This is a genomic window from Rummeliibacillus sp. NPDC094406 (assembly GCF_044763875.1).
Lineage (GTDB): Bacteria > Bacillota > Bacilli > Bacillales_A > Planococcaceae > Rummeliibacillus.
The window spans coordinates 56,621-79,759 of the sequence record NZ_JBIWGZ010000007.1 but is presented as its reverse complement, the minus strand read 5'-3'; the positions used below and the strand labels follow the sequence as shown (position 1 = coordinate 79,759).

27 protein-coding genes and 2 riboswitches are annotated in these 23,139 nt (G+C 35.0%); of the genes, 9 read left to right on the top strand and 18 right to left on the bottom strand.

Features of this window, described 5'->3' with window-relative positions; all coding sequences use genetic code 11:
• Positions 1–7 precede the first annotated feature (7 nt).
• Both ACIQ4I_RS17000 and ACIQ4I_RS16995 read right to left on the bottom strand, forming a co-directional pair.
• Entirely contained in the window at positions 8–1,363 is a 1,356-nt protein-coding gene (locus ACIQ4I_RS17000; RefSeq protein WP_403098148.1) for an MATE family efflux transporter, read from the bottom strand.
• Between the two features lie 200 nt (positions 1,364–1,563).
• Positions 1,564–2,493 (bottom strand): 1,4-dihydroxy-2-naphthoate polyprenyltransferase, encoded by a 930-nt coding sequence (locus tag ACIQ4I_RS16995; protein WP_403098146.1) that lies wholly within the window; start codon positions 2,491–2,493, stop codon positions 1,564–1,566.
• Positions 2,494–2,739: 246 nt separating this feature from the next.
• On the opposite strand from ACIQ4I_RS16995, the gene asnB reads away from it, so the two are divergent.
• The 7 genes from asnB (at position 2,740) to ACIQ4I_RS16960 (ending at position 7,881) form a co-directional block, all read left to right on the top strand.
• A complete protein-coding gene (asnB, locus tag ACIQ4I_RS16990) occupies positions 2,740–4,578 on the top strand; it encodes an asparagine synthase (glutamine-hydrolyzing) (RefSeq protein WP_403098144.1) in 1,839 nt (612 codons plus the stop codon).
• 76 nt (positions 4,579–4,654) lie between these two features.
• Positions 4,655–5,410, top strand: a complete 756-nt coding sequence (locus ACIQ4I_RS16985; RefSeq protein ID WP_403098142.1) for a DUF2087 domain-containing protein — start codon at positions 4,655–4,657, stop codon at positions 5,408–5,410.
• A gap of 18 nt (positions 5,411–5,428) precedes the next feature.
• Complete coding sequence (locus tag ACIQ4I_RS16980) at positions 5,429–5,770, top strand: GIY-YIG nuclease family protein (RefSeq protein ID WP_403098140.1); 342 nt, start codon at positions 5,429–5,431, stop codon at positions 5,768–5,770.
• Between the two features lie 50 nt (positions 5,771–5,820).
• A riboswitch (guanidine-I (ykkC/yxkD leader) is annotated at positions 5,821–5,920 on the top strand.
• 55 nt (positions 5,921–5,975) lie between these two features.
• On the top strand, positions 5,976–6,314 hold the full coding sequence (locus ACIQ4I_RS16975; protein ID WP_403098138.1) for a DMT family transporter: 339 nt from the start codon (positions 5,976–5,978) through the stop codon (positions 6,312–6,314).
• Entirely contained in the window at positions 6,314–6,628 is a 315-nt protein-coding gene (locus tag ACIQ4I_RS16970; RefSeq protein WP_403098136.1) for a DMT family transporter, read from the top strand. Before ACIQ4I_RS16975 ends, ACIQ4I_RS16970 begins: the two co-directional genes overlap by 1 nt.
• A 70-nt stretch (positions 6,629–6,698) precedes the next feature.
• Positions 6,699–7,235, top strand: coding sequence for a hypothetical protein (locus ACIQ4I_RS16965; protein ID WP_403098134.1), 537 nt, complete (start codon positions 6,699–6,701; stop codon positions 7,233–7,235).
• Positions 7,236–7,500: 265 nt separating this feature from the next.
• On the top strand, positions 7,501–7,881 hold the full coding sequence (locus ACIQ4I_RS16960) for a GNAT family N-acetyltransferase (RefSeq protein WP_403098368.1): 381 nt from the start codon (positions 7,501–7,503) through the stop codon (positions 7,879–7,881).
• A gap of 85 nt (positions 7,882–7,966) precedes the next feature.
• Here ACIQ4I_RS16960 and ACIQ4I_RS16955 read toward each other — a convergent pair whose 3' ends face one another.
• From ACIQ4I_RS16955 to ACIQ4I_RS16905, 11 genes are all read right to left on the bottom strand, one after another.
• Positions 7,967–8,839, bottom strand: a complete 873-nt coding sequence (locus tag ACIQ4I_RS16955) for a DMT family transporter (RefSeq protein ID WP_403098132.1) — start codon at positions 8,837–8,839, stop codon at positions 7,967–7,969.
• Positions 8,840–9,087: 248 nt separating this feature from the next.
• Entirely contained in the window at positions 9,088–10,599 is a 1,512-nt protein-coding gene (locus ACIQ4I_RS16950) for an MDR family MFS transporter (RefSeq protein ID WP_403098130.1), read from the bottom strand.
• An 810-nt stretch (positions 10,600–11,409) separates the two neighbouring features.
• On the bottom strand, positions 11,410–12,186 hold the full coding sequence (locus ACIQ4I_RS16945) for a tyrosine-protein phosphatase (RefSeq protein WP_403098128.1): 777 nt from the start codon (positions 12,184–12,186) through the stop codon (positions 11,410–11,412).
• Between the two features lie 285 nt (positions 12,187–12,471).
• Positions 12,472–12,894 (bottom strand): GyrI-like domain-containing protein, encoded by a 423-nt coding sequence (locus tag ACIQ4I_RS16940; protein ID WP_403098127.1) that lies wholly within the window; start codon positions 12,892–12,894, stop codon positions 12,472–12,474.
• A 53-nt stretch (positions 12,895–12,947) separates the two neighbouring features.
• Complete coding sequence (locus ACIQ4I_RS16935) at positions 12,948–13,112, bottom strand: hypothetical protein (protein ID WP_403098125.1); 165 nt, start codon at positions 13,110–13,112, stop codon at positions 12,948–12,950.
• A 164-nt stretch (positions 13,113–13,276) separates the two neighbouring features.
• Positions 13,277–15,106, bottom strand: a complete 1,830-nt coding sequence (locus tag ACIQ4I_RS16930; protein ID WP_403098123.1) for an APC family permease — start codon at positions 15,104–15,106, stop codon at positions 13,277–13,279.
• A gap of 119 nt (positions 15,107–15,225) precedes the next feature.
• Positions 15,226–15,373, bottom strand: a riboswitch (cyclic di-AMP (ydaO/yuaA leader).
• Between the two features lie 416 nt (positions 15,374–15,789).
• Positions 15,790–16,497, bottom strand: coding sequence for a YjjG family noncanonical pyrimidine nucleotidase (locus ACIQ4I_RS16925; protein WP_403098121.1), 708 nt, complete (start codon positions 16,495–16,497; stop codon positions 15,790–15,792).
• Positions 16,498–16,581: 84 nt separating this feature from the next.
• Entirely contained in the window at positions 16,582–17,169 is a 588-nt protein-coding gene (locus tag ACIQ4I_RS16920) for a histidine phosphatase family protein (protein ID WP_403098119.1), read from the bottom strand.
• A complete protein-coding gene (locus tag ACIQ4I_RS16915) occupies positions 17,169–17,405 on the bottom strand; it encodes a DUF3977 family protein (RefSeq protein WP_403098366.1) in 237 nt (78 codons plus the stop codon). The genes ACIQ4I_RS16920 and ACIQ4I_RS16915 overlap by 1 nt, the downstream gene beginning before the upstream one ends.
• A gap of 21 nt (positions 17,406–17,426) precedes the next feature.
• Complete coding sequence (locus ACIQ4I_RS16910; RefSeq protein WP_403098117.1) at positions 17,427–17,930, bottom strand: GNAT family N-acetyltransferase; 504 nt, start codon at positions 17,928–17,930, stop codon at positions 17,427–17,429.
• Positions 17,931–18,037: 107 nt separating this feature from the next.
• Positions 18,038–18,937: a hypothetical protein gene (locus ACIQ4I_RS16905; protein WP_403098115.1), complete on the bottom strand. Its 900-nt coding sequence runs from the start codon at positions 18,935–18,937 to the stop codon at positions 18,038–18,040.
• Positions 18,938–19,086: 149 nt separating this feature from the next.
• Between ACIQ4I_RS16905 and ACIQ4I_RS16900 the strand changes: the two genes are divergently transcribed.
• The gene (locus ACIQ4I_RS16900; protein WP_403098113.1) at positions 19,087–19,740 is read left to right on the top strand and encodes a YdeI/OmpD-associated family protein; all 654 of its coding nucleotides are present in this window, start codon (positions 19,087–19,089) and stop codon (positions 19,738–19,740) included.
• Positions 19,741–19,758: 18 nt separating this feature from the next.
• Complete coding sequence (locus tag ACIQ4I_RS16895) at positions 19,759–20,145, top strand: VOC family protein (RefSeq protein ID WP_403098111.1); 387 nt, start codon at positions 19,759–19,761, stop codon at positions 20,143–20,145.
• A gap of 63 nt (positions 20,146–20,208) precedes the next feature.
• Here the strand turns inward: ACIQ4I_RS16895 and ACIQ4I_RS16890 are convergent, their stop codons facing one another.
• From ACIQ4I_RS16890 to ACIQ4I_RS16870, 5 genes are all read right to left on the bottom strand, one after another.
• Positions 20,209–20,421: a hypothetical protein gene (locus tag ACIQ4I_RS16890; protein ID WP_403098109.1), complete on the bottom strand. Its 213-nt coding sequence runs from the start codon at positions 20,419–20,421 to the stop codon at positions 20,209–20,211.
• 146 nt (positions 20,422–20,567) lie between these two features.
• The gene (locus ACIQ4I_RS16885) at positions 20,568–21,224 is read right to left on the bottom strand and encodes a TetR/AcrR family transcriptional regulator (protein ID WP_403098107.1); all 657 of its coding nucleotides are present in this window, start codon (positions 21,222–21,224) and stop codon (positions 20,568–20,570) included.
• 187 nt (positions 21,225–21,411) lie between these two features.
• Entirely contained in the window at positions 21,412–21,882 is a 471-nt protein-coding gene (locus tag ACIQ4I_RS16880; protein WP_403098105.1) for a DinB family protein, read from the bottom strand.
• Positions 21,883–22,015: 133 nt separating this feature from the next.
• Positions 22,016–22,525: a YfiT family bacillithiol transferase gene (locus ACIQ4I_RS16875; RefSeq protein WP_403098103.1), complete on the bottom strand. Its 510-nt coding sequence runs from the start codon at positions 22,523–22,525 to the stop codon at positions 22,016–22,018.
• Positions 22,522–23,085 (bottom strand): ribonuclease FAU-1 family protein, encoded by a 564-nt coding sequence (locus tag ACIQ4I_RS16870; RefSeq protein WP_403098101.1) that lies wholly within the window; start codon positions 23,083–23,085, stop codon positions 22,522–22,524. The genes ACIQ4I_RS16875 and ACIQ4I_RS16870 overlap by 4 nt, the downstream gene beginning before the upstream one ends.
• Between the last annotated feature and the right edge of the window lie 54 nt (positions 23,086–23,139).

The window sequence follows — 23,139 nt, the reverse complement described above, 5'->3', positions numbered from 1 at the left end:
ATCACTTTTAATCTTGATTTGGTAAAACAAGTGCATAGCGCTCCCATTTACGACTCTTCCATCTAAAGAAAACTAAAATCGCACGACACCATTCGTCTGCAGCTATTGCTAGCCAGACTCCTACTAGGCCTAAATGAAGATGGAATACTAAAAAGTATCCCAGTGTTAAGCTCATACAAACCATCGAGAAGAAACCTATAATGACTGGATATCTCGCATCACCAGCCGCTCGTAATGTATTAATAATCGTAATATTAAACGTTCTACCTGTTTCCAGTAAAATACTCAATAGCAATACAGATGCACCAATTTTAATAACTTCAGGGTTATCTGTGAATATCCGCATAAGTGGATAACGGAAGATCATCACGAGCGCTACCATCAAAAGTGTAAAAGAGATTGCCCACTTCACACTAATCCATAGCTGATTGTAAGCATCATCTTTGCGATTTGCTCCAACATACCGCCCCACTATAATTGCCGTTCCAGATCCAATGGCCATTGCAAATAAATACGTAAACATTGAAATATTATAAGCGTACTGGCGAGCAGCTAAAGCTTCTGAACCTAAAAAAGTAACATAATATAAAAATGTAATTTGACAACCTTGATACAGTACTTGCTCAAGAGCTGATGGTACACCAATAGCTAATATCTTCTTAATATATTCCTTTGGCAATGCTAGATAATATTTGAAATCTATTCTAAATTCTAATGCCCGATATAATAGCCAGAAGAATACAACAAGCGCAATAGCACGACTAACAACAGACGAAATAGCTGCACCTTGTACACCTAACTCTGGAAATCCGAATTTACCAAATATCAAAATATAGTTTCCGACAATATGTAATACATTCATCGCAACAGACACATACATTGTTTGTCTGGTCCAGCCATGAACACGTACAATCGCTGCCGTTGCATTGATCAACGCTTGAAGGAATATTCCTCCCCCAATAATAGATAAATAATGATCTGCATAATTAAGTACATTACCATGCAAATTCATCGCTATCATCATTTGCTTAGAGAAAAATACAAAAAGTGAACTTAAAACAACACCAATTGCCAGATTCATTGTAATGGCAACCGCTGCAATCTTAGGGACCTCTTCATAACGTTTTGAGCCTAGATATTGTGCTACAACAATAGACGCACCGTTCCCTATTACTTCTAAGATTAAAATAGTTATATGAATAAATTGATTAGCTGCACCTACACCTGCTACTACATCATCAGATAATGCACTGAGCATAAAAGTATCTGCAACACCCATCAACGTAAATAAAAACACTTCTAAGAAAATTGGCCATGTTAAATGGAATAAGCTTAACTTTTCCTTCGACTGTTTTTCTTTCATCGCTTCTTCCAATTCATCACCTTTCTTCCATTTTCAAATTTTTGAAACAAATTGTATACTATCACATCATAAACACCTACGCTATCGTTTAAGAAAAAAAAATCCGCCGATTCCTCGGCGAATTGAAGTAAAAACAAGTATATTTCCCTCATTCTTTTTGCCCTATCTAAATGAAAGCGCTTAGCGAAGATTAATGTAATTTAAGAGAAAAAATAACTTAATAATAAGCCTACTGATGATAGTAAACCATAGAAAGTATTGGTCATTGCAGTAGATTTCATAGCAAGTCCCAATTTCGCCGGTTCTTTTTCTCCTTCTTTAAAACTTTTAATAGCTGTTATTGGTTTTGGGATACTAATAAGTACTACTAAAAGCCATGGGCTCACAATGCCCATCACGATCAAAATAATCATCCATACATATGCTACAACGAACCATAACCCTAACATATTAATCGCTTTGTCTCGACCAAGAAGAATTGCTAATGTCTTTCGACCACCAATAGTATCTTCTTTAATATCGCGAATATTATTAGACATATTAATGCCACCAACTAATATTCCTACAGGTATTGATACAAGAAGACTAGTTGTACTGATGCTTCCAGCTTGTATAAAATAAGAAATCAAGACAAAAGCAAATCCCATGCTAAGCCCCGCAAATAACTCACCAAAAGGTGTATAGGCAATAGGGAATGGGCCACCAGTGTAAAAATATCCAACCGCCATACCAGCAGCACCAATTGCTACAAGCCACCAACTACTACTCATACAAATATACACGCCCAATACAACAGCGATTGCATATAATAATAATGCAAAGTTCAATACGGTTTGAGGTTTTGTACCATGGCGCACTAAAGCTCCACCAATCCCAACAGATTCTGCTGTATCTAAACCACGTTTAAAATCGTAGTATTCGTTAAATAAGTTCGTTGCGATTTGAAGACATAAACAGCATACAAGCATTGCTATAAATAATAACCAGTCAATTTGAACATCGAACATCGCTAGGACTGTTCCTAAAATAACTGGAGAAAATGTTGCAGTTAACGTATGCGGACGTGTTAATTGCCACATAAGCTTCGCAGTACTAATCTCCTCAATTTGTTGATTACGATTGTTACTCATAATCTACTTCCTTTCAATCTTTATATACAACTATTCTATCTTACCCGATTTTTTTCTTCCGTGCCAAAAGAGAATTCTTTGAAATGCTATTTAAGCTGAATGTAATCCCCTTAAAGTAAACTTTAAAATTTGAAAACCCTTATATTTCGTTGCCATATTTTTTTTAAACTCCATTTAATTTTTATGCTATTTTTTCATTACTTTTACATATAATGCAAAGTGACAAATTGATAAGGATGTGAGAATATGTGTGGAATTACAGGCTGGTGTGACTTTAAAAAAGATTTATCATCCCAATTGTCCTTATTACATACGATGACGAAAACACTCCAGCAACGTGGCCCAGATGCAGATGGAATTTGGTGTAACGGTCCAATTGGCTTTGGTCATCAGCGTCTAGCAATTATTGACCTTGAAGGCGGCAAACAACCAATGACCTATGAAAAGGAAGGGCGCTATTACACAATTACTTATAATGGAGAACTATACAACACAGACGAATTACGAAAGGAATTACAACAACGAGGATATCATTTCTATACAACATCAGATACCGAAGTCTTACTCGTTTCCTATATAGAGTGGCATGAACAATGCGCTGAAAAGCTTAATGGTATTTTCGCCTTTGGTATTTGGGATTCTGCTGAAAAGAGTTTACTACTTGTCCGTGACCGTCTAGGTGTAAAGCCTTTGTATTATAGTACTCAGAATAACCAATTACTTTTTGCCTCAGAAATAAAAGCAATACTTGCCCATCCAGATGTCTCCGCAACTGTTGGCCACGAAGGGTTGGCTGAACTCTTTGGATTAGGACCTTCCCATACGCCTGGCAAAACAATTTATAAACATATTCAAGAACTTCGCCCAGGACACCTCTTAAAATACGACTTAAATGGTCTGAAAATAAGCCGTTATTGGAAGGTAAAAAGTAAAAAACACGAAGATTCCTTTGACGATACCGTTGCAAATGTTCGAGACTTAGTTGTAGATGCTGTGGAACGACAGCTCGTATCAGATGTGCCAGTTTGTACATTATTATCAGGTGGACTGGATTCTAGCATTATTACAGCTATTGCTGCAAACAAATTTGCAAATACTGATCATTTCCCTCTCCATACTTACTCCATCAATTATGAAGACAACGCCCAATTCTTCAAAGCGAATGATTTTCAACGATCAGACGATACTTTCTGGATTAATGAAATGTCGCAAACTTTCCACACCATACACCACTCAGAAGTTATTCTACAAGAAACACTCATAAAAGAATTGACAGAATCTGTATATGCAAAAGATATGCCTGGAATGGCGGATATTGACTCTTCCTTATTATGGTTTAGTAAACAAATAAAAGATAAGTTTAAAGTAAGTTTATCAGGCGAATGTGCAGATGAAATTTTCGGCGGATATCCATGGTTTTATACAAATGAAGCAGACGGATTCCCATGGATCCGGTCTACAAAAGAACGTATTAACTTACTTCGCCCAGAATGGCGACAAAAAATAAATATAGAAGACTATGTTCAACAAGCATATGAAGTGTCTGCTAAAGAAACACCAATGTTGGATGGTGAATCACTTGAAGATGCAAAAAGAAGAGAACTATTTTATTTAAACATAACATGGTTTATGACGACATTACTCGACCGCAAAGATCGCACAACAATGCGTACAGGACTTGAAGTACGTGTACCTTTCGCTGATCACCGGCTTGTCGAATATGTGTGGAACATTCCTTGGGAAATTAAAAATACGGGAAATATGGAGAAAGGTATTTTACGTAAAGCTATGGAAGATTTATTACCAAAAGAAGTACTTTACCGAAAAAAGAATCCATATCCTAAAACGCATAACCCTGCCTATACAGATGGTGTCGGAAAATGGCTGTCATCAATCTTACAAAATAAAAACTCTGTACTTCTCGAGTTCTTTAACAAAGAACAACTCGATTCCCTTATTGATTCTGGAGGTTCATCCTTTACTTCTCCTTGGTTCGGTCAACTAATGACAGGACCTCAATTACTCGCCTATCTAATTCAGACCCATATTTGGTTTGAAGACTACAATATTAATTTAACTAATTGACTTTTTATAAACGAAATTATATTATGTTTATAAATACGCGAACAAATATAAATAAGTTTATAAAAGGTGATGAAAAATGAAGAACACAGAACTATTTGAACATGCTTCTATTCAAGAACTAAAAAAAGGATATCTGGAAGATGAGCACTGCTATACTTGCATACTTTGCAATAAAAACATAGAAAAAGGGATCATCTATCCTTACAACACTCAATTATTTGAAGCAAAAAAAATGATGCAAACACACATTAATGATGAACACAAATCTGTTTTTGATTATCTTATCGGGTTAAATAAGAAGATGACCGGTTTAACAGAACATCAAAGTAACTTACTCCGTCTTTTCTATGCTGGTAAAACAGATGGGGAAATACAAAAAGAGCTTGAAATCGGTAGTGCATCTACCATTCGCCAACATCGCTTTGCATTAAAGGAAAAAGAGCGACAAGCAAAGACCTTTTTAGCAATGATGGAATTATTAAAAGAAAAAGATACCCTAACTCCTGAATTTGTACCTATTCATTCAACTGCAACAATGGTCGACGATCGATACAACATTACCAATGATGAACAACAAGAACTTATTGCAAAATATTTCCCAAACGGTACTAACGAACATATTTTAAGATTTCCTAAAAAGGAAAAACATAAAATTGTAATACTACGCGAAATTGTTAAGCATTTTCCAGAAGATAAAATTTTCACAGAAAAAGAATTGAACACCATATTAAAAACATACGATGAAGATTATGTTCTCATCCGCCGTTGCTTAATCGAATACGGATTTATGGATCGCAAAGAAGATGGTAGTTCATATTGGATTAAAAAATGAAGAAAGTAGGTTTATACTATGGATCAAAAAAAAGAACTGAAAGAACAATACAAAGAAATTCCTATTCAATCAGGCGTCTTTAAAATTACAAATAATGAAAATGGTAAAGTCTATATTGGTAGTTTTAATAATTTAAAACGTTTAAACGGGTTAAAATTTATGCTAATGACGAATACCTGTATAAATCCATTATTACAAAACGAATGGAATGGATTCGGTTCAGATGCCTTCACTATTGAAACTGTCGAAATGTTAAAGAAACCCGAAGAAGGTTACTTTGACGAGAAAAGGGAACTAGAAAAACTTGAACAAAAGTGGATTGAACAGCTTCAACCATTTGGAGACAAAGGTTACAATTAATTTATTGAAACGTATTAATTTATTTGTTATGATAAAGGCAACTAAATAGCGACAATGATTTCTAGGGTTCCGCAATTAATACTTGGTCTGGTCCGAGAGAAATCACATAGCCTTGTTGCTATGCCACGGAAGGATAAAAGCCTGGGAGATGACTGGTTAATTCAGTAATCTCTTAGGCTTTTTCTATGTAGAAAGGATGATATTCATGAATAAACATTGGATCATTGTATTACTGGCAGTTTTATTTGAAATAATGTGGGTCGTTGGTTTGAAACATTCACATAGTATTTTAGCTTGGGGTGGTACAGCATTTGCAGTTGTCTTTACTTTCTATCTATTATTACTTGCAGGACGTTTTCTACCAGTCGGAACAGTGTATACCGTTTTTACCGGATTGGGGACTGCAGGTACAGTCATAGTCGGTGCTCTCTTTTTCGGTGAATCACTAAGTATAGCTAAAGTTTTGCTATTATCTCTATTATTAGTTGGGGTTATTGGATTAAAAACAGTTACTACGCAAGAAACAAAGGACGGTGCTGAATAATGGCTTGGGTTGCAATCATTTTAGCTGGATTCTGTGAAGTTTTTGGAGTAGCGATGATGAATCGCTGGCAGGAAGAAAAAAAAATCTCGATCATATTATTCTTAATTCTTGGTTTTGCATTAAGCCTTGCATTACTGTCATACGCTATGGTTTCGATTCCAATGAGTACTGCCTATGCGGTTTGGACTGGTATAGGAGCTTCAGGTGGGGCTTTAATCGGCATGATTTTCTTTGGTGAATCAAAAGATTGGAAGCGGATTTTATTTATCTTAATGATTTTAATTTCTGCAATAGGACTAAAACTTTTGTCTTAGTAAATAACAATTTATTGTAATTTATATATGTCTATGATAACTTTAAGAAAAAACTTCGGAGGTATTCTAAATGAAATCTTTGTGTAAGATTTTATTAACTTTAGCCATTGCCATCAGCTTTAGCCTTTCGAGCGCATTTCCTACAAGTGCAAAAACAATAAATTACACTAAAAGTACCAACAAAACATACACATTCAAAAGCGGAAAAAATACGATTGTTTACAAATATTCATATAAAGATCAATACGGACAGTATTGGAATATAACCCAAAAAAGAGGTTCAAAAGTTACTGAGAAATATCAACTTGTTGAAAATCAACGTTCTGATATTTATTATGAAGGTTATCCAGAATCTGATGTGGGATTTTTCCTACCTTTACCTATTAAGGTCGGAAAAAAGTGGGATAACGGCATGATGGGTTCGAAAGATATTTGGGAAGTCAAATCCAAAACAAAAACGATAAAAACTAAAGCTGGCACATTTAAAAACGTTTTACACATTTATAGTAGCACTTATAAAACAAGCTATTATATGGCTCCAAAAGCAGGCATCATTAAAACCGTAGTTAAAGGGAAGACAACTTACGAACTTATATCTAAAAAATAAAGTGAAACTCACTCTGCGGAAGTTTTACTGTCCGTTTATACGTGGGAAACACCTCTGGATCTGATTTAAAATCAGGTCCTTTTTTATAGTAATAACTCTACTTTCAGTGTTTTTTCATATATAATATGCAATAAAGTAATTTAAATTTTCTTATGATTCTCGTAACACTCAAAATAGTATAGATTAAAAATGAGAGAGGAAGATATAAGTGAACGTATTTGAAATTACAACACAAGAAGATTTACAAAGAGAATTTGATATTCGTATGAAAGTTTTTGTAGAAGAACAAAAGGTTCCTAAAGAGGAAGAAATTGATGCTTACGACCATCTTGGTGGAGAATGCTATCACTTCCTAGCAACAACTGATGACAACAAAGCAATCGGGACTGGTCGTGTACGATTAGTTGATGGTGTTGGTAAACTACAACGTGTAGCTGTATTAGAAGAATATCGTTCATATGGCATTGGCCGAATCATCATACAAGCCTTAGAAGACAAAGCAAAGGAACTTGGTGCGCCTAAAGTAAAGTTAGATGGTCAATTACAAGCACAAGGCTTTTACGAGAAATTAGGCTACGAAGTGAAATCTGACATTTTCCTAGACGCTGGTATTGAGCATGTACTAATGGTTAAAACATTCGCATAAAGTAAAGCTTCCATAAGTGGTGGAGGTCTTACTACCCGTTAATACGGGATAGCAAATAGGCACTCATAATATTGAGTGCCTTTTTTTAATCTATTGCTGATTTACTAGGCTTCACTAAAGTATAAATTATACCACCGAATATTAGCACAATACCAAGCGATTGCAACATTGTTGGTCTGAAATCTAAAATCAAAATATCAAGTAAAATTGCAACAACAGGGTCCATAAATACTAATGCTGAAACAATAATTGTAGGTAAACTACGGAGACTATCAAAGAATAAATAATATACAAAACCTGTATGTATCAAGCCCGTCCCCAAAATATAAAACCAATTCCATCCTGTTAAACCGTGAAAAACACCAAAATTCATAAACGGTAATAGCATTGCAATCCCAACAGTTGTCTGAATAAAGGTCAATGCATAAGCGCTCAACTGTGTGATTCCTTTACCCACGAACATCGTCATCGCATAGCAAATTGCCGAAAGTATAGCCCAAACAAAACCAGAATTAAACAACGCCGATAATGATGTAAATTGCTCCATTCCGATAATCAGTACACTTCCTAAAAAACAGACAATTACTGCTAGTATAGAGGTTACTGTCATTTTTTCCTTTAAAAACAAACTACCTAATATCAGTACAAAAATAGGAGCTAAATTATAAATTGAAATGGCCACAGAGATCGACATTTCATCAAATGCTTTAAATAAAAATACCCAGTTTAGAACTAAAAATACTCCACAGATAATAGTTTGAACCACTTCTTTATGTGACCACTTCTCTTCCTTATAGCTACCTGAAAAAAGCCACAAGCCACCAAGAATAAGAGTCGCACAAATACAACGTATGAAAACAAGTTCTTCTGCAGGAATTCCGGTATTAACCGTAAAAAATCCAATTGATCCGAAGATAGCCATTGCTAGTGTCATCTTCAACATCGCTGTTATATTCAACTTTAAACTCCCCCACTTTACATAATTTTAATTATTTTCTAAATTATTAAATAATAATAACATCTTTTATGCCTTTATCCATCTTAATTTTTTGCATTCTACTAAAAGCACATATATAAACCATTATTTCAATCCACTTAAAAAGAAGAAACGCGACGACCAAGTTGAATATAAACTTAGGCATCACGTTTCTTCTAATTTACCCGAAAATGTATTTCAAAAAGAATAACTTTTTCATTCTTTAGAACCTATGATTTCTTCTCAGCTCTTTCACCACCTACTAAACGGTCGTTCGTCAGTAAGAAAACACAGACAACGACCAAAATAGCAGGGATGAGCGCCCATGAAAAAGTGTAGCTTATGGAATATGCAAGTGCATGAATAATTTTATTAAGCACAGGTTCGGGGATATTTGCTCGAGCTTGTTCAGAAAGCAAGGCACGGGGATCACTCGAGCCATTAAATGTATTTCCTACCCCATGAAAGGCCTCTTTCATTTTGTCGGAAAAGACATTACGCTGAATAATGCCGTATACAGTGATACCCACTGTCATTCCCAATTGACGAACAAATGAAACGGTTGAATTTGCAGAACCACGCTGTTCAGGTCCAATATTATGAATAGCCGCCATATTTAAAACGGAAAAAGAAGCGCCAGTACCTAGACCAACAATGATCATATACCATGTCACTGTCGCTCTTGTAGTGTCAGCAGACACTGTACTTAACAAATACATTCCTGTAACAAAAATAATAGCGAAGACTAACATTACATTTCGATAGCCAAACTTTGCCGCACTGATAGCTCCCGTTTGAGCAGACACTACGACCCCTAGCATCATAGGTAACAAGATTAGTCCTGAGTTAGTTGCAGTACCCCCTGTTACTCCTTGAATAAAAATTGGGATATATACTGAACCAACTATAAAAGCTACTCCATAAAATAGACCCAATATGGTACTTGCAGCAAATATCCGATCTTTAAACATTGAAAATGAAATAACAGGTTCCGATGCCCTTCTTTCAGCAAATATAAATAGAACAAATAAAACAAAAAACCCTGAAAATAAACTAATAATATTGATTGAATCCCACGCATATTTATTGCCCCCCAATTCAAGGGCAAACATTAGACAGACGACTGCTCCAACAAGCGTAATAGCACCCAGCCAATCAATTTTTTGTTTCTGATGTTGAAGCGATTCTTTATAATATGACGAAATGAGAACGAGAGAAAGAATTCCTAGTGGCAGATTGATATAAAAAATCCAATGCCAGCTAATATAGTCTGTTATATACGCTCCAAGCAAGGGTCCAAATACACTAGACAACCCGAAAACTGCTCCGAAAAGCCCTCCCATCTTTCCTCTTTTTTCTGGAGGGAAAATATCAAACATAATGGTAAAAGTAATGGGGATTAAAGCCCCGCCACCAATTCCTTGAATTGCACGGTATATACTCAACTGTTCAATACTTTGAGCTGTACCACATAAAATTGATCCAAGCATAAATAAACTTAAACCCATAATAAAGAATCGTTTTCGACCGAACATATCTGAGAGTTTTCCGAAAATCGGCATGCCCGCCATTTCAGCAACCATGTAAGCTGATGTTACCCAAATAAACTTATCCATGCCTCCAAGATCTCCGACAATTGTTCCCATTGCTGTAGCTACGATGGTATTGTCCATAGATGACATAAGAATTGTAAGCAACAGTCCAGCCACAATAAATTTCTGTTTACTTTTTTCAGTTTCCATTTTATTTCCCCTTTAGCTTAATGATTGCTATTTTCTTTTTCACTGCAGTAATAAAAAGAAAGGATTATTATTTCATATATTCACACAAAGAACAATAAATAATTTATATACAAAAATCAATAAAAAATGGTAAAACAATAAATTTTTTCTTAATCTACTGAATCAATTTCATAAATCCATTTTCGGTATATAAATACGAACATTTCAACATTAACTTTTCAATATTCAGATTTGATGTTCCTCTACAGACGGCGCTTTCCACGGGCTTGGCTTCAATCTCCTCGTCACTACATTTAGGGTACTGAAAAGTGTTTAAATGCAAATATTAATAGTATTAATCTGATTTCTGCATGATGTGGAATTAGCTTCGCTTTCCGCAGGCGAACGTTGAGCCTCCTCGCTCACTTCGTTCACTGCGGGGTCTCACCTGTCTCGCTTTCCTGCAGGAGTCTTCGCTAATTCCACATCAATAAATATAGCTATATAAGATTTTCTATTTTCATTATAAATTTCCATCTATTTTTCTGCTTTCACCATGTTCGTGCAGGGCTTTCATCACAAGCTTTTCCCGTAGGACTCTGAATAAACCTCACTGAATTAACATCGCACGAAGGAAATGCGAATGCATTTTCGAGGAGTCGCCGTCTGCAGCGAAGCAATGAATAGATTGGAATATCATTAAATGTTCGTATATTTCATATGAGTTTTGCATTATGAAATTTGATTCCACTAAATTAATTTCTCATAATATGCGCCTAAATTTAAAGGGATGTCTCGTAAATTTCTTTACATTGAGACATCCCTTCTCTATCATTCTAAGTAATAATGTTGTAGTCGTTGACGCTTAGAGAAATCCAACCCAAATTCATCTTCTAAATATCGATCCGTATCTCCATAATTTTGATCAATTGCTTGAAAAACAGCTTGTAAATAACTTTCTTTAGCACCCATAATATCCCCAAACTGTTGCATTTCTTGTTCGTTTAAATGCTTAGACAAAATCGGAATCATCGCATCTCTCATAGGCTTCATATAATCATTCGTCAATAAATAATCTACTAATATCGTATCGCGTGGTATCCCTAATGCGAGCAATATTAAGGCACCGCCTACACCTGTACGATCCTTTCCAGCAGCGCAATGGTGTAACAATCCTAACTGGTCTGGTTCTTGGACAATCTCCATTAACTTTTGATAGGAAGGATTATTGAAAGCCATTTGGCTATACATTTCAGTGAAGATATCTCCGTTGATCTTCTGCAGAAATTCTCGGTTATCTATGTCTTTTAAAGTTACTGTGGGCATTTCAAATCCTACATTGCCTTTAGCTGGAATACGAATATTCACCACATTTGCAAATACTGGATCCGGCTTTACTTTTGCTTCACCGTGATCTCGATAATCGAAAATCGTTCGAATACCTAGCGTTTCAAATACAGCTTTATCATTGGCAGTCATTTTCGATAAATCACCTGAACGATAAAAAACACCTTTCTTAATGCTTCTTCCATCTTCTGTTTGATAGCCACCCATATCTCTAAAGTTCATAACTTTTTCAAATGGATCAGTTATTATCTTACTTTTCAACACTACACCCCCTAGTAATAACAGACTACCATGTTTATACTTCAAAAGGAATTTATTAACAAAATGAAATCACCTAAAAAGTCCATGGTTTAATAAATGGATAGGATAAAATAAAATGGTAAATTCATGGTAACAAAAAGAATTCGCTCCATTTCCCGCAGGAATATCGCGAATTCTTTTTGATTCAAATATCTTATTCATATCATCAATTTCAATGCATTGTTAAAGATGTTATCCTTTTAGAACAGCTCCCAATGGATAACCATATTGTTGTTCTTGAAAGTCTTATTCAATTGGAACCCATAGTTCAATCTCATTATTTTCTGCTTCATCATAATAGTGATATTTTTCGAAGCAGGGAGCATGCCTAAAGTTAATTCCTTTAACATTCAATAACGCTTCTAAACTTGCTGGAATGTCTTCTATTCCATGCTCTACGATTCCTACTAGATAACGGCCTGCTGAGACTAAAACTTGATCTGGGGCATGAATTCCTTTGACAGCACTAGACACTAATCCTGCTACATAGTGCAACCCATCATCACCCATCGATACACAAACACCATAAGTAATTTTAGGTCGCAAATTCACCATATCTAATTCTTGTTCAAGTTTATTCCATTGAACTGGAATGTCTGCTCGCCCTCCGTTTTTTACTGCGAAGCCCTTTACTATAAAGCCTTCTATCTCCTCGAATCGTGCGAACATCTACTCACCTCATCCAAACAGCATGCTTTCAGAAACCTAAAGTCTTTATCAATTTATTTTTGATTACTTTTACCCGGTAATAATAATATTCCGATGCCAAATACAATAATGCCAATGTATAACATATATTTAAAAATACTCGTTTCCACTATACCCAGCGGATATACTAAGCCCACTATTAGCAATACCAGCCCTAGATAAAACACGAATAATCTCATTGGATTCTTGCCTCCATCACCTAAATGAATATCATTTCTTAACTTCTAAGGTAATTTCGTCAATTTTGATTGTTCCGCTTTATTCACCAGAATATTTACGTACTGTTACTATTCCCAATTTACCACTAAAAAAACATTCTCTTAGAAAATTTATATATCTGTGCTTATTTCTTTAGATGATATGGCACTGTAATAATTACTACATTTCTTCTGTATAACAGCGATGTTCGGATTAGTAAGCTTGATTGGTTGTGCAATATATTATGCCACCCTTTTTTCGGTATAAATTGAGGAATGACTATGGAAACTTGACGATTTTCTTGTCTTGCTTTGTATTCAATTTTATCAACGACTTTCGTTAGTGGCGTTATTAAGCTACGATATGGTGAATACAAGGTCAACAGCTTCACATCAGGGAATCTACGCGTCCATTTCTCTTCAAACGCATGCAAATCTTCTTTATCAAACCCTACATAGATAGCAATTAGGTGTTCTGGATTAAGTAACTTCGCATAGCTTAACGAGTGCTCTACCACTTTGCTAATTCCTCCAACAGGTAATAACACAACATTACCATTGATGGTTGGTAGTACATTATTTATTTTATCAACACGTAGTTGATCACCAACCAATTTATAGTGATGTTTAATACGATGAAAAATGAAAATTAACGTTGGTAAAAAGATAAGGACTGGCCAAACATGATCAAATTTTGTGATAAAGAAAATCATGGCAACAACAAAAGATATAAAAGCACCTACTGTATTAATAGCAAATCTGCCAATCCAACCCTTTGGTCTTTCTTTCCACCATTTCACCATCATGCCTGTTTGTGCTAATGTAAATGGGATAAATACACCAACAGCATACAATGGGATTAATTTTTCCGTTGACCCTTGTGTCAATATGATAAGAAAGATAGCAAATACCCCTAAAAAAATAATCCCATTTGAATAGCCTAAACGATCGCCTCGAACTTCGAACATTCTAGGAATATATCTATCCTTCGAAAGATTTACTGCAAGTAATGGGAAAGCAGAATACCCAGTATTGGCTGCAAGTACTAAAATAAGTGCTGTCATCCCTTGAATGACAAAGTAAAACACAGTACGCCCAAAGCTTTCTCTTGCAATTTGTGATACTACCGTTTCAGTTGGACTTGGGCCAATACCAAAATAATATGCAAGGAAAACAATTCCTGAAAATAGAATTGCCAATAATCCCCCCATTGCCATCAAAGTCTTTGAGGCATTGATTGGTGCTGGTTCTTTAAAATTAGGAATTGCATTAGATATCGCTTCTACCCCAGTTAATGCAGAACTCCCAGAAGCAAAAGCTTTTAACAAGATAAATAAACTAATTCCTGCAACAGGGGTACCAATTGACGCATGAAGATCTGGAGAAACCTGACCTGTCACAATTCTATAGATCCCTACAACAATTAAAACAAGTAAAGATGCTACAAAAAGGTAAACCGGGTAAGCTAATACAGATGCAGATTCGGTTATTCCACGTAAATTGATGACTGTTAAGATGAGTACAAATAGTATTGACATCTCTACACTATATGCGTGTAATGCAGGAAATGCTGATGTAATTGCATCTGTACCTGCTGAAACACTAACGGCTACCGTTAATATATAATCCACTAACAGTGATGCTCCTGATACAAGCCCTGCGTTGACCCCTAAATTTTCCCTCGATACAACATAAGCTCCCCCACCATGTGGATAGGCAAAAATCACTTGTCTATAGGAGAGGATTAAAGCTACTAGAAGTACGATTACAAAAGCTGCAATCGGAATAGAATACCAATAAGCTGCAGCACCCAAAGTCATTAAGACGATTAAAATTTGCTCAGGTCCATATGCTACTGAAGACAATGCATCAGACGATAAAATTGCAAGTGCTTTTGTTTTATTTAGCTTTTGTTCTCCTAACTCTGTAGACTTTAATGGTCTACCTATTAACATTCGTTTTAACGAAAACTTCAATTATAAACACCTTCTCCGAAAAAAAATGTGTTTCCTATTTCTAGCTGAATGAAAAGAAAAAGCCTACAAGCCATAACAAAATGACTTGTAGACATAACGGTTTGCCTAGCAAGCTCCATTTTTCTTCTCCTATAACGCTTACGAGGTTAGCTGTCGGATTCGGACCATGAGTAGCCCTACCTTATTTAAGGATTCACCCCAAGTATGTAAATTATACATTCTAAAAAATTGGTTCCCCCGCGAATTACACTTCAGCGATTTAGAAATTTGAAACTTAATTTGTGAGGTTATACTACGCTCATTTCTTCAAAAAGTAAATACTAAAAAGCAAATAAATTTTACAAATTTTCATTTTTTTATATTCAAATTAATTCGACAGCTTAGGCTATATTCCATAAGACGGGATGAGTTAAGGTTTTAATTAGTAAATTCATCATTATAACGCCCAATTTTGGAAGGTTTCATCAGCCCAGCGATAAATAACACGACAGCATTGAATACACGATTGTAGAGAACTTCTATTCACAATGATTCATTTTTTAAATCCTGCACAATAAATAATAAAGTCTAAATAAATCAATTCAAACCACGAATAAATTAAATAAAAAAGCTTATTATCAATAAGAAAACTGCATCAACTTTGTAGAATTCTACAAAGTTGATGCAGTTATTTTAAATTATATTTATTTTGAAATAATAGGTTGTTCTTTAACAATATCATGTAAGTCTTCCAAACGTTCGATTTCATACATTGGTTGAACCGAAATTTTATTCACTTTATGATGTGGATTAAACCAGCATGTATCTATTCCAGCATTTAAACCACCCTTTATATCGGATGAAAGAGAATCTCCTACGATCAAAGTTGATGCTAGATCACATGTTGGGATTCGCGCAAATACATAGTCAAAGTATTCCTTCATCGGTTTTTGATACCCCGTATCCTCCGAAACAAAGATATCTTTGAATAATGGATATAAACCTGAATCCTTTAATCGTTTATATTGTGTTTTCGTTACTCCATTTGTCACAATATAAAGATCAAACTGAGATGCTAAACGATGGATTAACTCAGATGCGCCATCAATAAAATCATGATTTTCTGATAATAATTGTTGATAGCGTTCACCTAACTGTTTACCATCAACTTCCTTACCATACTCTTTAAAAAGAAGGCTAAAACGTGTATCAACAATTTCTTCACGAGAAATTTCTCCTCGTTCAAATGCAGACCACAAGCCACTGTTAATCTCTTTATAACAATTTTCAACTTCTTCTGTTAAGTCCAGACCATTTTCAGCAAATAGACGATGTAGGGCCTCATCCTCTGCTGCAGAAAAATCTAATAATGTATCATCTACATCAAATAATAATGTTCGATATTTGCTCAAAGTAATTCCCCCAATACTACTTATTTATAACAGAAATCAAGAGGAATTGACATAGATTCATATTTTATATTAGGAGCTATCTTTTTAAGATTCGATCCATAATCGTTCTACTGACTTTAAGTTATTCCGTTTAAATTCAATTTTATAAATTTCCGGCATGGCTAACTGCTGCCAAAATGAAAAATCAAAACGCTTATCAAAATATTGCATAATGAGCACCATTAAATTACCATGTGTACCGATTACTATTCTTTCCTCTTCATACTGTGCAAGTACTTCAAGCGTAGCTTCAACTCCGCGTTTTTGCGCTTCGATGTTAGATTCTCCTCCTGAAAATGAGAAGGATGGATTAGTCCATACTTTAAATATTGCCTTTTCAAAATTCTCTACAGGTTCTACAGTTAGCAAACGTTCACGGAAGTCAGGATAGATACGAACATCTCTCCCAATTCTTTTTGCTAGTCCTTCGACCGTTTGAATCGCACGCTTATATGGGCTAGCAATAACTAAGTCGATCTCTTCTTTAGCTAAAAGCTCTGTCATCATATCCGCAGAACGCAACCCTTGCTCTGAAAGAGGTCTTCCCATTTCATCCGGCGTATAAGTCGCATGTGCATGGCGAACAAAATAAATAATTGTCATCTGTACTGTTCCTTTCAGAATTAGATTCATCAAAGACTCACAATACCGAAAATGATTTTAAATGTATTTCGATTTTTCTTCGTTTTTTTAAAACCATCTTTTAAATCCAAAATAATTACTGTCTTTCTTATCCAAATCCTTATATACGCGGATTGAAAATGAATAGGACCGACAATGCCCCTTTCTTCATTTTCCGTACCGTCTTCAAACTCCGTTTCTGTACGAATAAACCACGTATTCCCAATTCCAAATTCGATAAATTTCATATTCATACTTTTCCCCATAGTCTAAGTTAAGTACAGAACCATATGATATTCATCCCAGTATGTTGATTCACCGAATTTCATAGCTCTTTTTTCCGTTGCATATATTTCAAAACCTAACGATAGATATAGACCGATTGCAGCTGTATTGGTGGTTACGACAGAAAGATAAATTTGCTCAATTCCCTTTGTTTGCTTCGCATGATGAATTGCCGATTGCATTAAATATTTTCCTATCCCATTTCTACGACCTTCTGATGTTACATACATTGCAACAATAGATGAGCGGTGTTGCAATTTACGTCCTTGTTCTCTAATTAGTGTAACAACACCAACAAGTTTATCATTCTCAAAAGCACCAAAAATCCAAAATCCCCTTCGACTAAGCCTACTTCTATAGTCTTCCAACGGCTTTTTTAGTTCGTCTTCATATGTAGTAGCAAAAGCTTCAGGACTATCTTGTAATGCCTCTAGCCTCAGCTCTCGGTATGCCCTAGCATCTGATTCTTTTAACAGCCTAATGTGCAAACATATCCCCCCTTTGTTTATTTAACAGCACCTAAATATTTAGAAGATTATAGCACACCAGATTTATTTATGTAATATTTTCTCTTAACCACGATGCGCATTATATCTTATTCCATTGATGTTGCAATTTTCAAAGCATCGATTGGATCTTTTACTTTCTCAATCGAATACACGATGTTTTTATTTTGCCATTTAACATTATTTTCTGTTGATTTAATTGCATCTAAACGAATGGAACCATTAGGTTTTGGTATAGGTAATGTATTTTTTTCTAAATAGTCCACTGCTTGCTTCGCCAATTCAAGTCCTAATTCTGGTTTAGTTGTTCTTGTATGAGTAGCAATCGCCCAGCGCCCTTCGTTCCAACTGGTCCATAATGCTCCTGCTCCTGCATCTTGATAGCCAATAATATTATGTCCCAGATTCATCTTTTGCCCGCCGACTTTACTAAAGTCTTCAAAGCTAATTTGCTCATTCGCCTTTTCTAAGCTGCTGTATTTCACTACTTTATATTTAGCAATCATCGAATTTTTTGGAGCCTTCTTTAAAGATGAATCATTTACTGGTACTTCTTTATCGCTTTCATAAAATACAATTGTATATTTGTTTTTTTCTATTTTTGTTGTCGCAGTTAAATACTTTCCATCTTTTAATGGAAGTTGACTTGGGAGCGACACAGGTAACTTCGTTTTTAGTTGTTTTTTAATAGACTTGATGATTTTCGCTTGATCGTTTGCATTTTTTTCAGTTTGATTATTGTCATTTGAATTTGTAGTTTGATCAGTTGATGGATCATCTGCAGTTGCTTGTTCATCTACTGTTTGTTCGGTTTCAGTGTTAGTAGTTTCTCCGTTCGTTTCTACCTTAGCTTTGCCCTGATCTGTTTGTTCATGCTTTTCTATTGGATTATCTGTATTATTTTCAACGTTTTTCGTGGTATTTGCAGAACAAGCACTCAATAATCCCACAGCTAGCATACAACTTAAAATTTGTTTAGAATATTTCATTCGCTGCACCTCTTTTTTGTCTATCTATACTTACGCTTCCCCTTTTTATTATATCTAAACGTAAAGGAAAAGAATTACATAGAAATTAAAATATAATGACAAGGAATTTACAAACATTTATGGCATAATATCATCAAAGGAGGTCTATCATGAACTCAAAATTTAAACTAACTGAAAGCACAAAAATCCATATTCATAACGCGCCCGATACTTTCTTATTAGAAGGTGTCGTACCAGCTACAACTAAACCTTTTGATCGTGTTATTGCATTTGTCTTTTCAATCGAAGAACTAACCACTTATTTACAACATTGCATTGATCATCAAATGGTTACTGAGCAAGGCTATCTATTCTTTGTCTACCCTAAAAAAGGCAACAAAACATATGATACCTACATCCATCGTGATGCGATATTCCCAGCTATAACAGTTGATGAACAAAAATATATTGCAGGTAGCGACTATAAATTTGCCACCCTATCTTCGTTAGATGACACATTCTCCATTCTATCTATCAAAGTTGATAGCAAGCAAAAAGGTAAGAAAAAAACAGCCAAAAGCCAATGTGTCGATGATTATATCCAAATGATTCCACAGCTAAAGGAAACTTTATCAACAGACCCAAAGATACTCTCTTTTTATGAATCACTGACACCAGGCTATCAAAAAGATTGGGCACGTTACGTATACAGTGCCAAAAGAGAAGACACACAAAAGAATCGACTAGAAGAAATGAAGGACATTTTAGGACAAGGATTTAAAACAAAGGAACTTTTCCGCCAAGCACAAAAGAAAAATTCGTAAACAAAAGGAGAATGTCATATGAAAGACGCTAAAGCATTTCTAATGTTCCAAGGACAAGCAAAAGAAGCGATTGAACAATATCAAGAATGGTTTACTGACCTCTCACTCATTAAAGTAGCGTATATGCCTGATTCAACTCAAGTTGCAATGGCAGAGCTAGATTTCAAAGGTTATCGGATTTTAATGAACGATAGTACTATAAAACATAATTTTGACTTTACACCTTCTTTCTCACTTTTTATCGTATGTGAAGCAAAAGAAGAAATTGAACGATATGCTACAGTAGTTTCTGATGGCGGTATGACACTGATGGAATTAAACAACTACGGTTTCTCTGAATTATTTACTTGGGTACAGGATCGTTTCGGTATTTCGTGGCAATTCACTTATAATCCTCTAGTCTAAAAAGAAGAAGGCTACCACAACTGTATGGTAGCCTCGCTTCTAAAATACATATCAACCCAAAAATCAAATCTGCGCTAAACCACTTACAATTGAGACTCCACCGAATCCAACACAAAACAATCCGACTGTTTTCAAATTTCTTTTCGAAGACTTTTTCACAATAAAAATAATGCCTAAAAAAATAAGGATGATACCTAAAATGATATTACCCAAAAAAAGTTGAGGACCAATATTATCAAGGGTATTGTCTATATATCTTTCAATTTTTTGTTCCATATCTGTTAGACCTCCATACAGCAAATTTTTTTCATTACAATGCTTGCAACAATGATTCCAGCTATTATTGTTATTTGTATCCCTCCAAATGTTAGAAGTTTAACATACATATATATGTATGTATGTTATCAAAAAAATAAACTGCCTTATGACAGTCTATTTAAATTGCAGATTTCTTTATGAAAAGTTTCAAGAACTGTTAGTATTTCTTCATCAATAATTGGTAGACCAATACCGTTAAACAATTCCTGTAAGTGTTTTACTTTTTGCATATATTCTTCTGTATCTACTGAAAAAATAATTGGACTCAACCAAATATTTGTCAGTAGCATAAGAGTTTCAGCAGCCTGCTTTGGGTAGTGGATGGAAAGTGAACCGTCCATCACACCTTCTTCAATAAAGGATTGTATATCAGGAGCTCCTGTGTTGATACAGTCCTTTAATTGATTGGCAATAATTTGGGGGCTTTTTAAAATAGTCGGAATAGACTTGATTGCATCGAGCTGTCCTTCATTAGTAAAGGATAGAGAAAAAGCACTTTTTAGTTTTTCTAAACCATTTAATTCAGTCATTTTCTTTGTTTTTTCAAATGGATTATTTTCTAAAGCCAATCGATCGAGAACTGCATTGATAATATCTTCTTTAGATTTAAAATGATGATAAAACGCACCTCTAGTCAAATCGCCTAATTCATCAACAATATTTTGAATTGTTGTCTGTTCCCATCCTTTTTCAAGGAAAAGTTTAGTTGCAGTATCTAATATACGCTGTTCTGTTATTTCTGGGTGTTTATTGCGTGGCAAAAATACCACCCCTTTTTCCCTTTTACATACATTTATATGTATGTATCTTATTATTTAATTATTTGTATGTCAATAGAAAATAGTTTTTCTTCAAATTGTGATTATCATAAATATAATGGTACAAGTGTTAATCCTCCAAGATTATACAATTGGACGAGCCCACAAAATCTTTAGAATTTAATTTCTATTATTGCATTTCTCTTGTTGGACCCATAACACCTGGTACTGGCAATCCAGCTTGACGTAATAATACCGTCATTTGTCCACGATGATGTGTTTGATGGTCGATTAATGCACGTAAAAGCTTGCCGCGCAAAGTTGGTCCACCGAAGCCATTTACCTCTTCCAAAAGATCTGCATCAGTTAGTTTTGCTACTTCTTTTTTATAGGCTTCTGCAAGTTGTTCATAAGTATCAATGATTTCAGCTAAACTTGTTGGCATTTCTTGATTGCGTCCTGGTCCAGGTACTTGAAGTTCAGCCAAATGGCCAAATGCTGCACCCGCACTAACAAGGTGCCATGCTAACCAACCTAGTGTATTATGCCCTTCTACAATGGACTGATTAAACTTATCATTTGTAATAGCTTTAAATACTTTCAATGTTCCTAATGAAGAAACTGTCCAATCTTCTAGAAAATCCTCTACTTTACGATACATACATTCCACTCCTATTTGAAGATAAGTTTTATATTTTTATCATATCGAAGAGATAATAGACATGCAATTTTAATGACAACTTGTTTAATAATTCAACCATTTAAATTACTCTCTCCATGTGTTGAGTGCAACTTTATGCTAAAGCATTTTGAATATGTGCTAGGTGATGTTTACCATGCCATGCATAAATGCCAATACTTTTTTCCACTGTTGTAATGCTTGAAACAGGATGAAGGAAAGTTCTTTTCAACTGTTCTTCAGTTAACTTTTGAAGCAAATAAGCCCATCTCTCATGAAGGCTTTCGATAAGATGTAATGATACCGTCATAGGCAAACTATAATCCGGTAGCTCTGCCCATTCCGCCTCTTCATAGGGTTTAATCGTTGGCATTTCCTCTGTAATGGCAAGTTTCATTCGAATATAACCATTCATATGGCTATCCGCGAGGTGATGCACAAGCTGGCTTACTGTCCAGCTATTTGGGCAATATGTTCTATTGAGATCTTCTTCTCTTAGATCTTTAACAACTTCTTTTAGCTGTTGTGGTAATGAGTGGATTTCTTCGATCCACTGCGCAACTTGTTCTTTTGAAATAATATCATCATATTCGAACTGTCCAATTGGGTATCTTTCATTGATCATTTATCTTTTCCCTCGCTTTCTTGCTTTAATATCTCTAAAATCTCTTTATGCTTCTGTGCTAAATTTAATAACTTAAAACTTCCGGTATGTAATAGATTCATGAGTGTATTTGTTTCTTTCCATGCTAAATCATACTGAGCCTGATCAATTTCTCCATTTTGTAAAGCCTCTTCTAATTCATCTTCATCTAATAGAAAGGTCTTTTCTGAAGGTAATACCACGATATCCAAATATAAATCATCCATATAGGGTATATCGTTTTCTTCACCATTACGGAGGCAAATATCAACATATGTATATACGATATTGCCGTTCCTATCAAATGTAGTGGTTATTGCGTGATTGCTGTTACTAGGAAACTGCTGTAACCACATATAGCCATCATCAACAATACATATATTTTCTTCTTCATGATTCACATAGAGCGGGCTAGCTACTTTAACCATATCGAGTAATGCGATATAGCCTTTAAATTCTTTCGTATCAAGATAAGATTGTGCATAACTCTTTTGTAAAATGCGTTTCCAATCAGGTCGATTTCCGTACTTCCTCTTTAGCATGTCTATACACTCCTTTCTATTTTTCCTAATTATACACCATTGTATTTTCGTGAA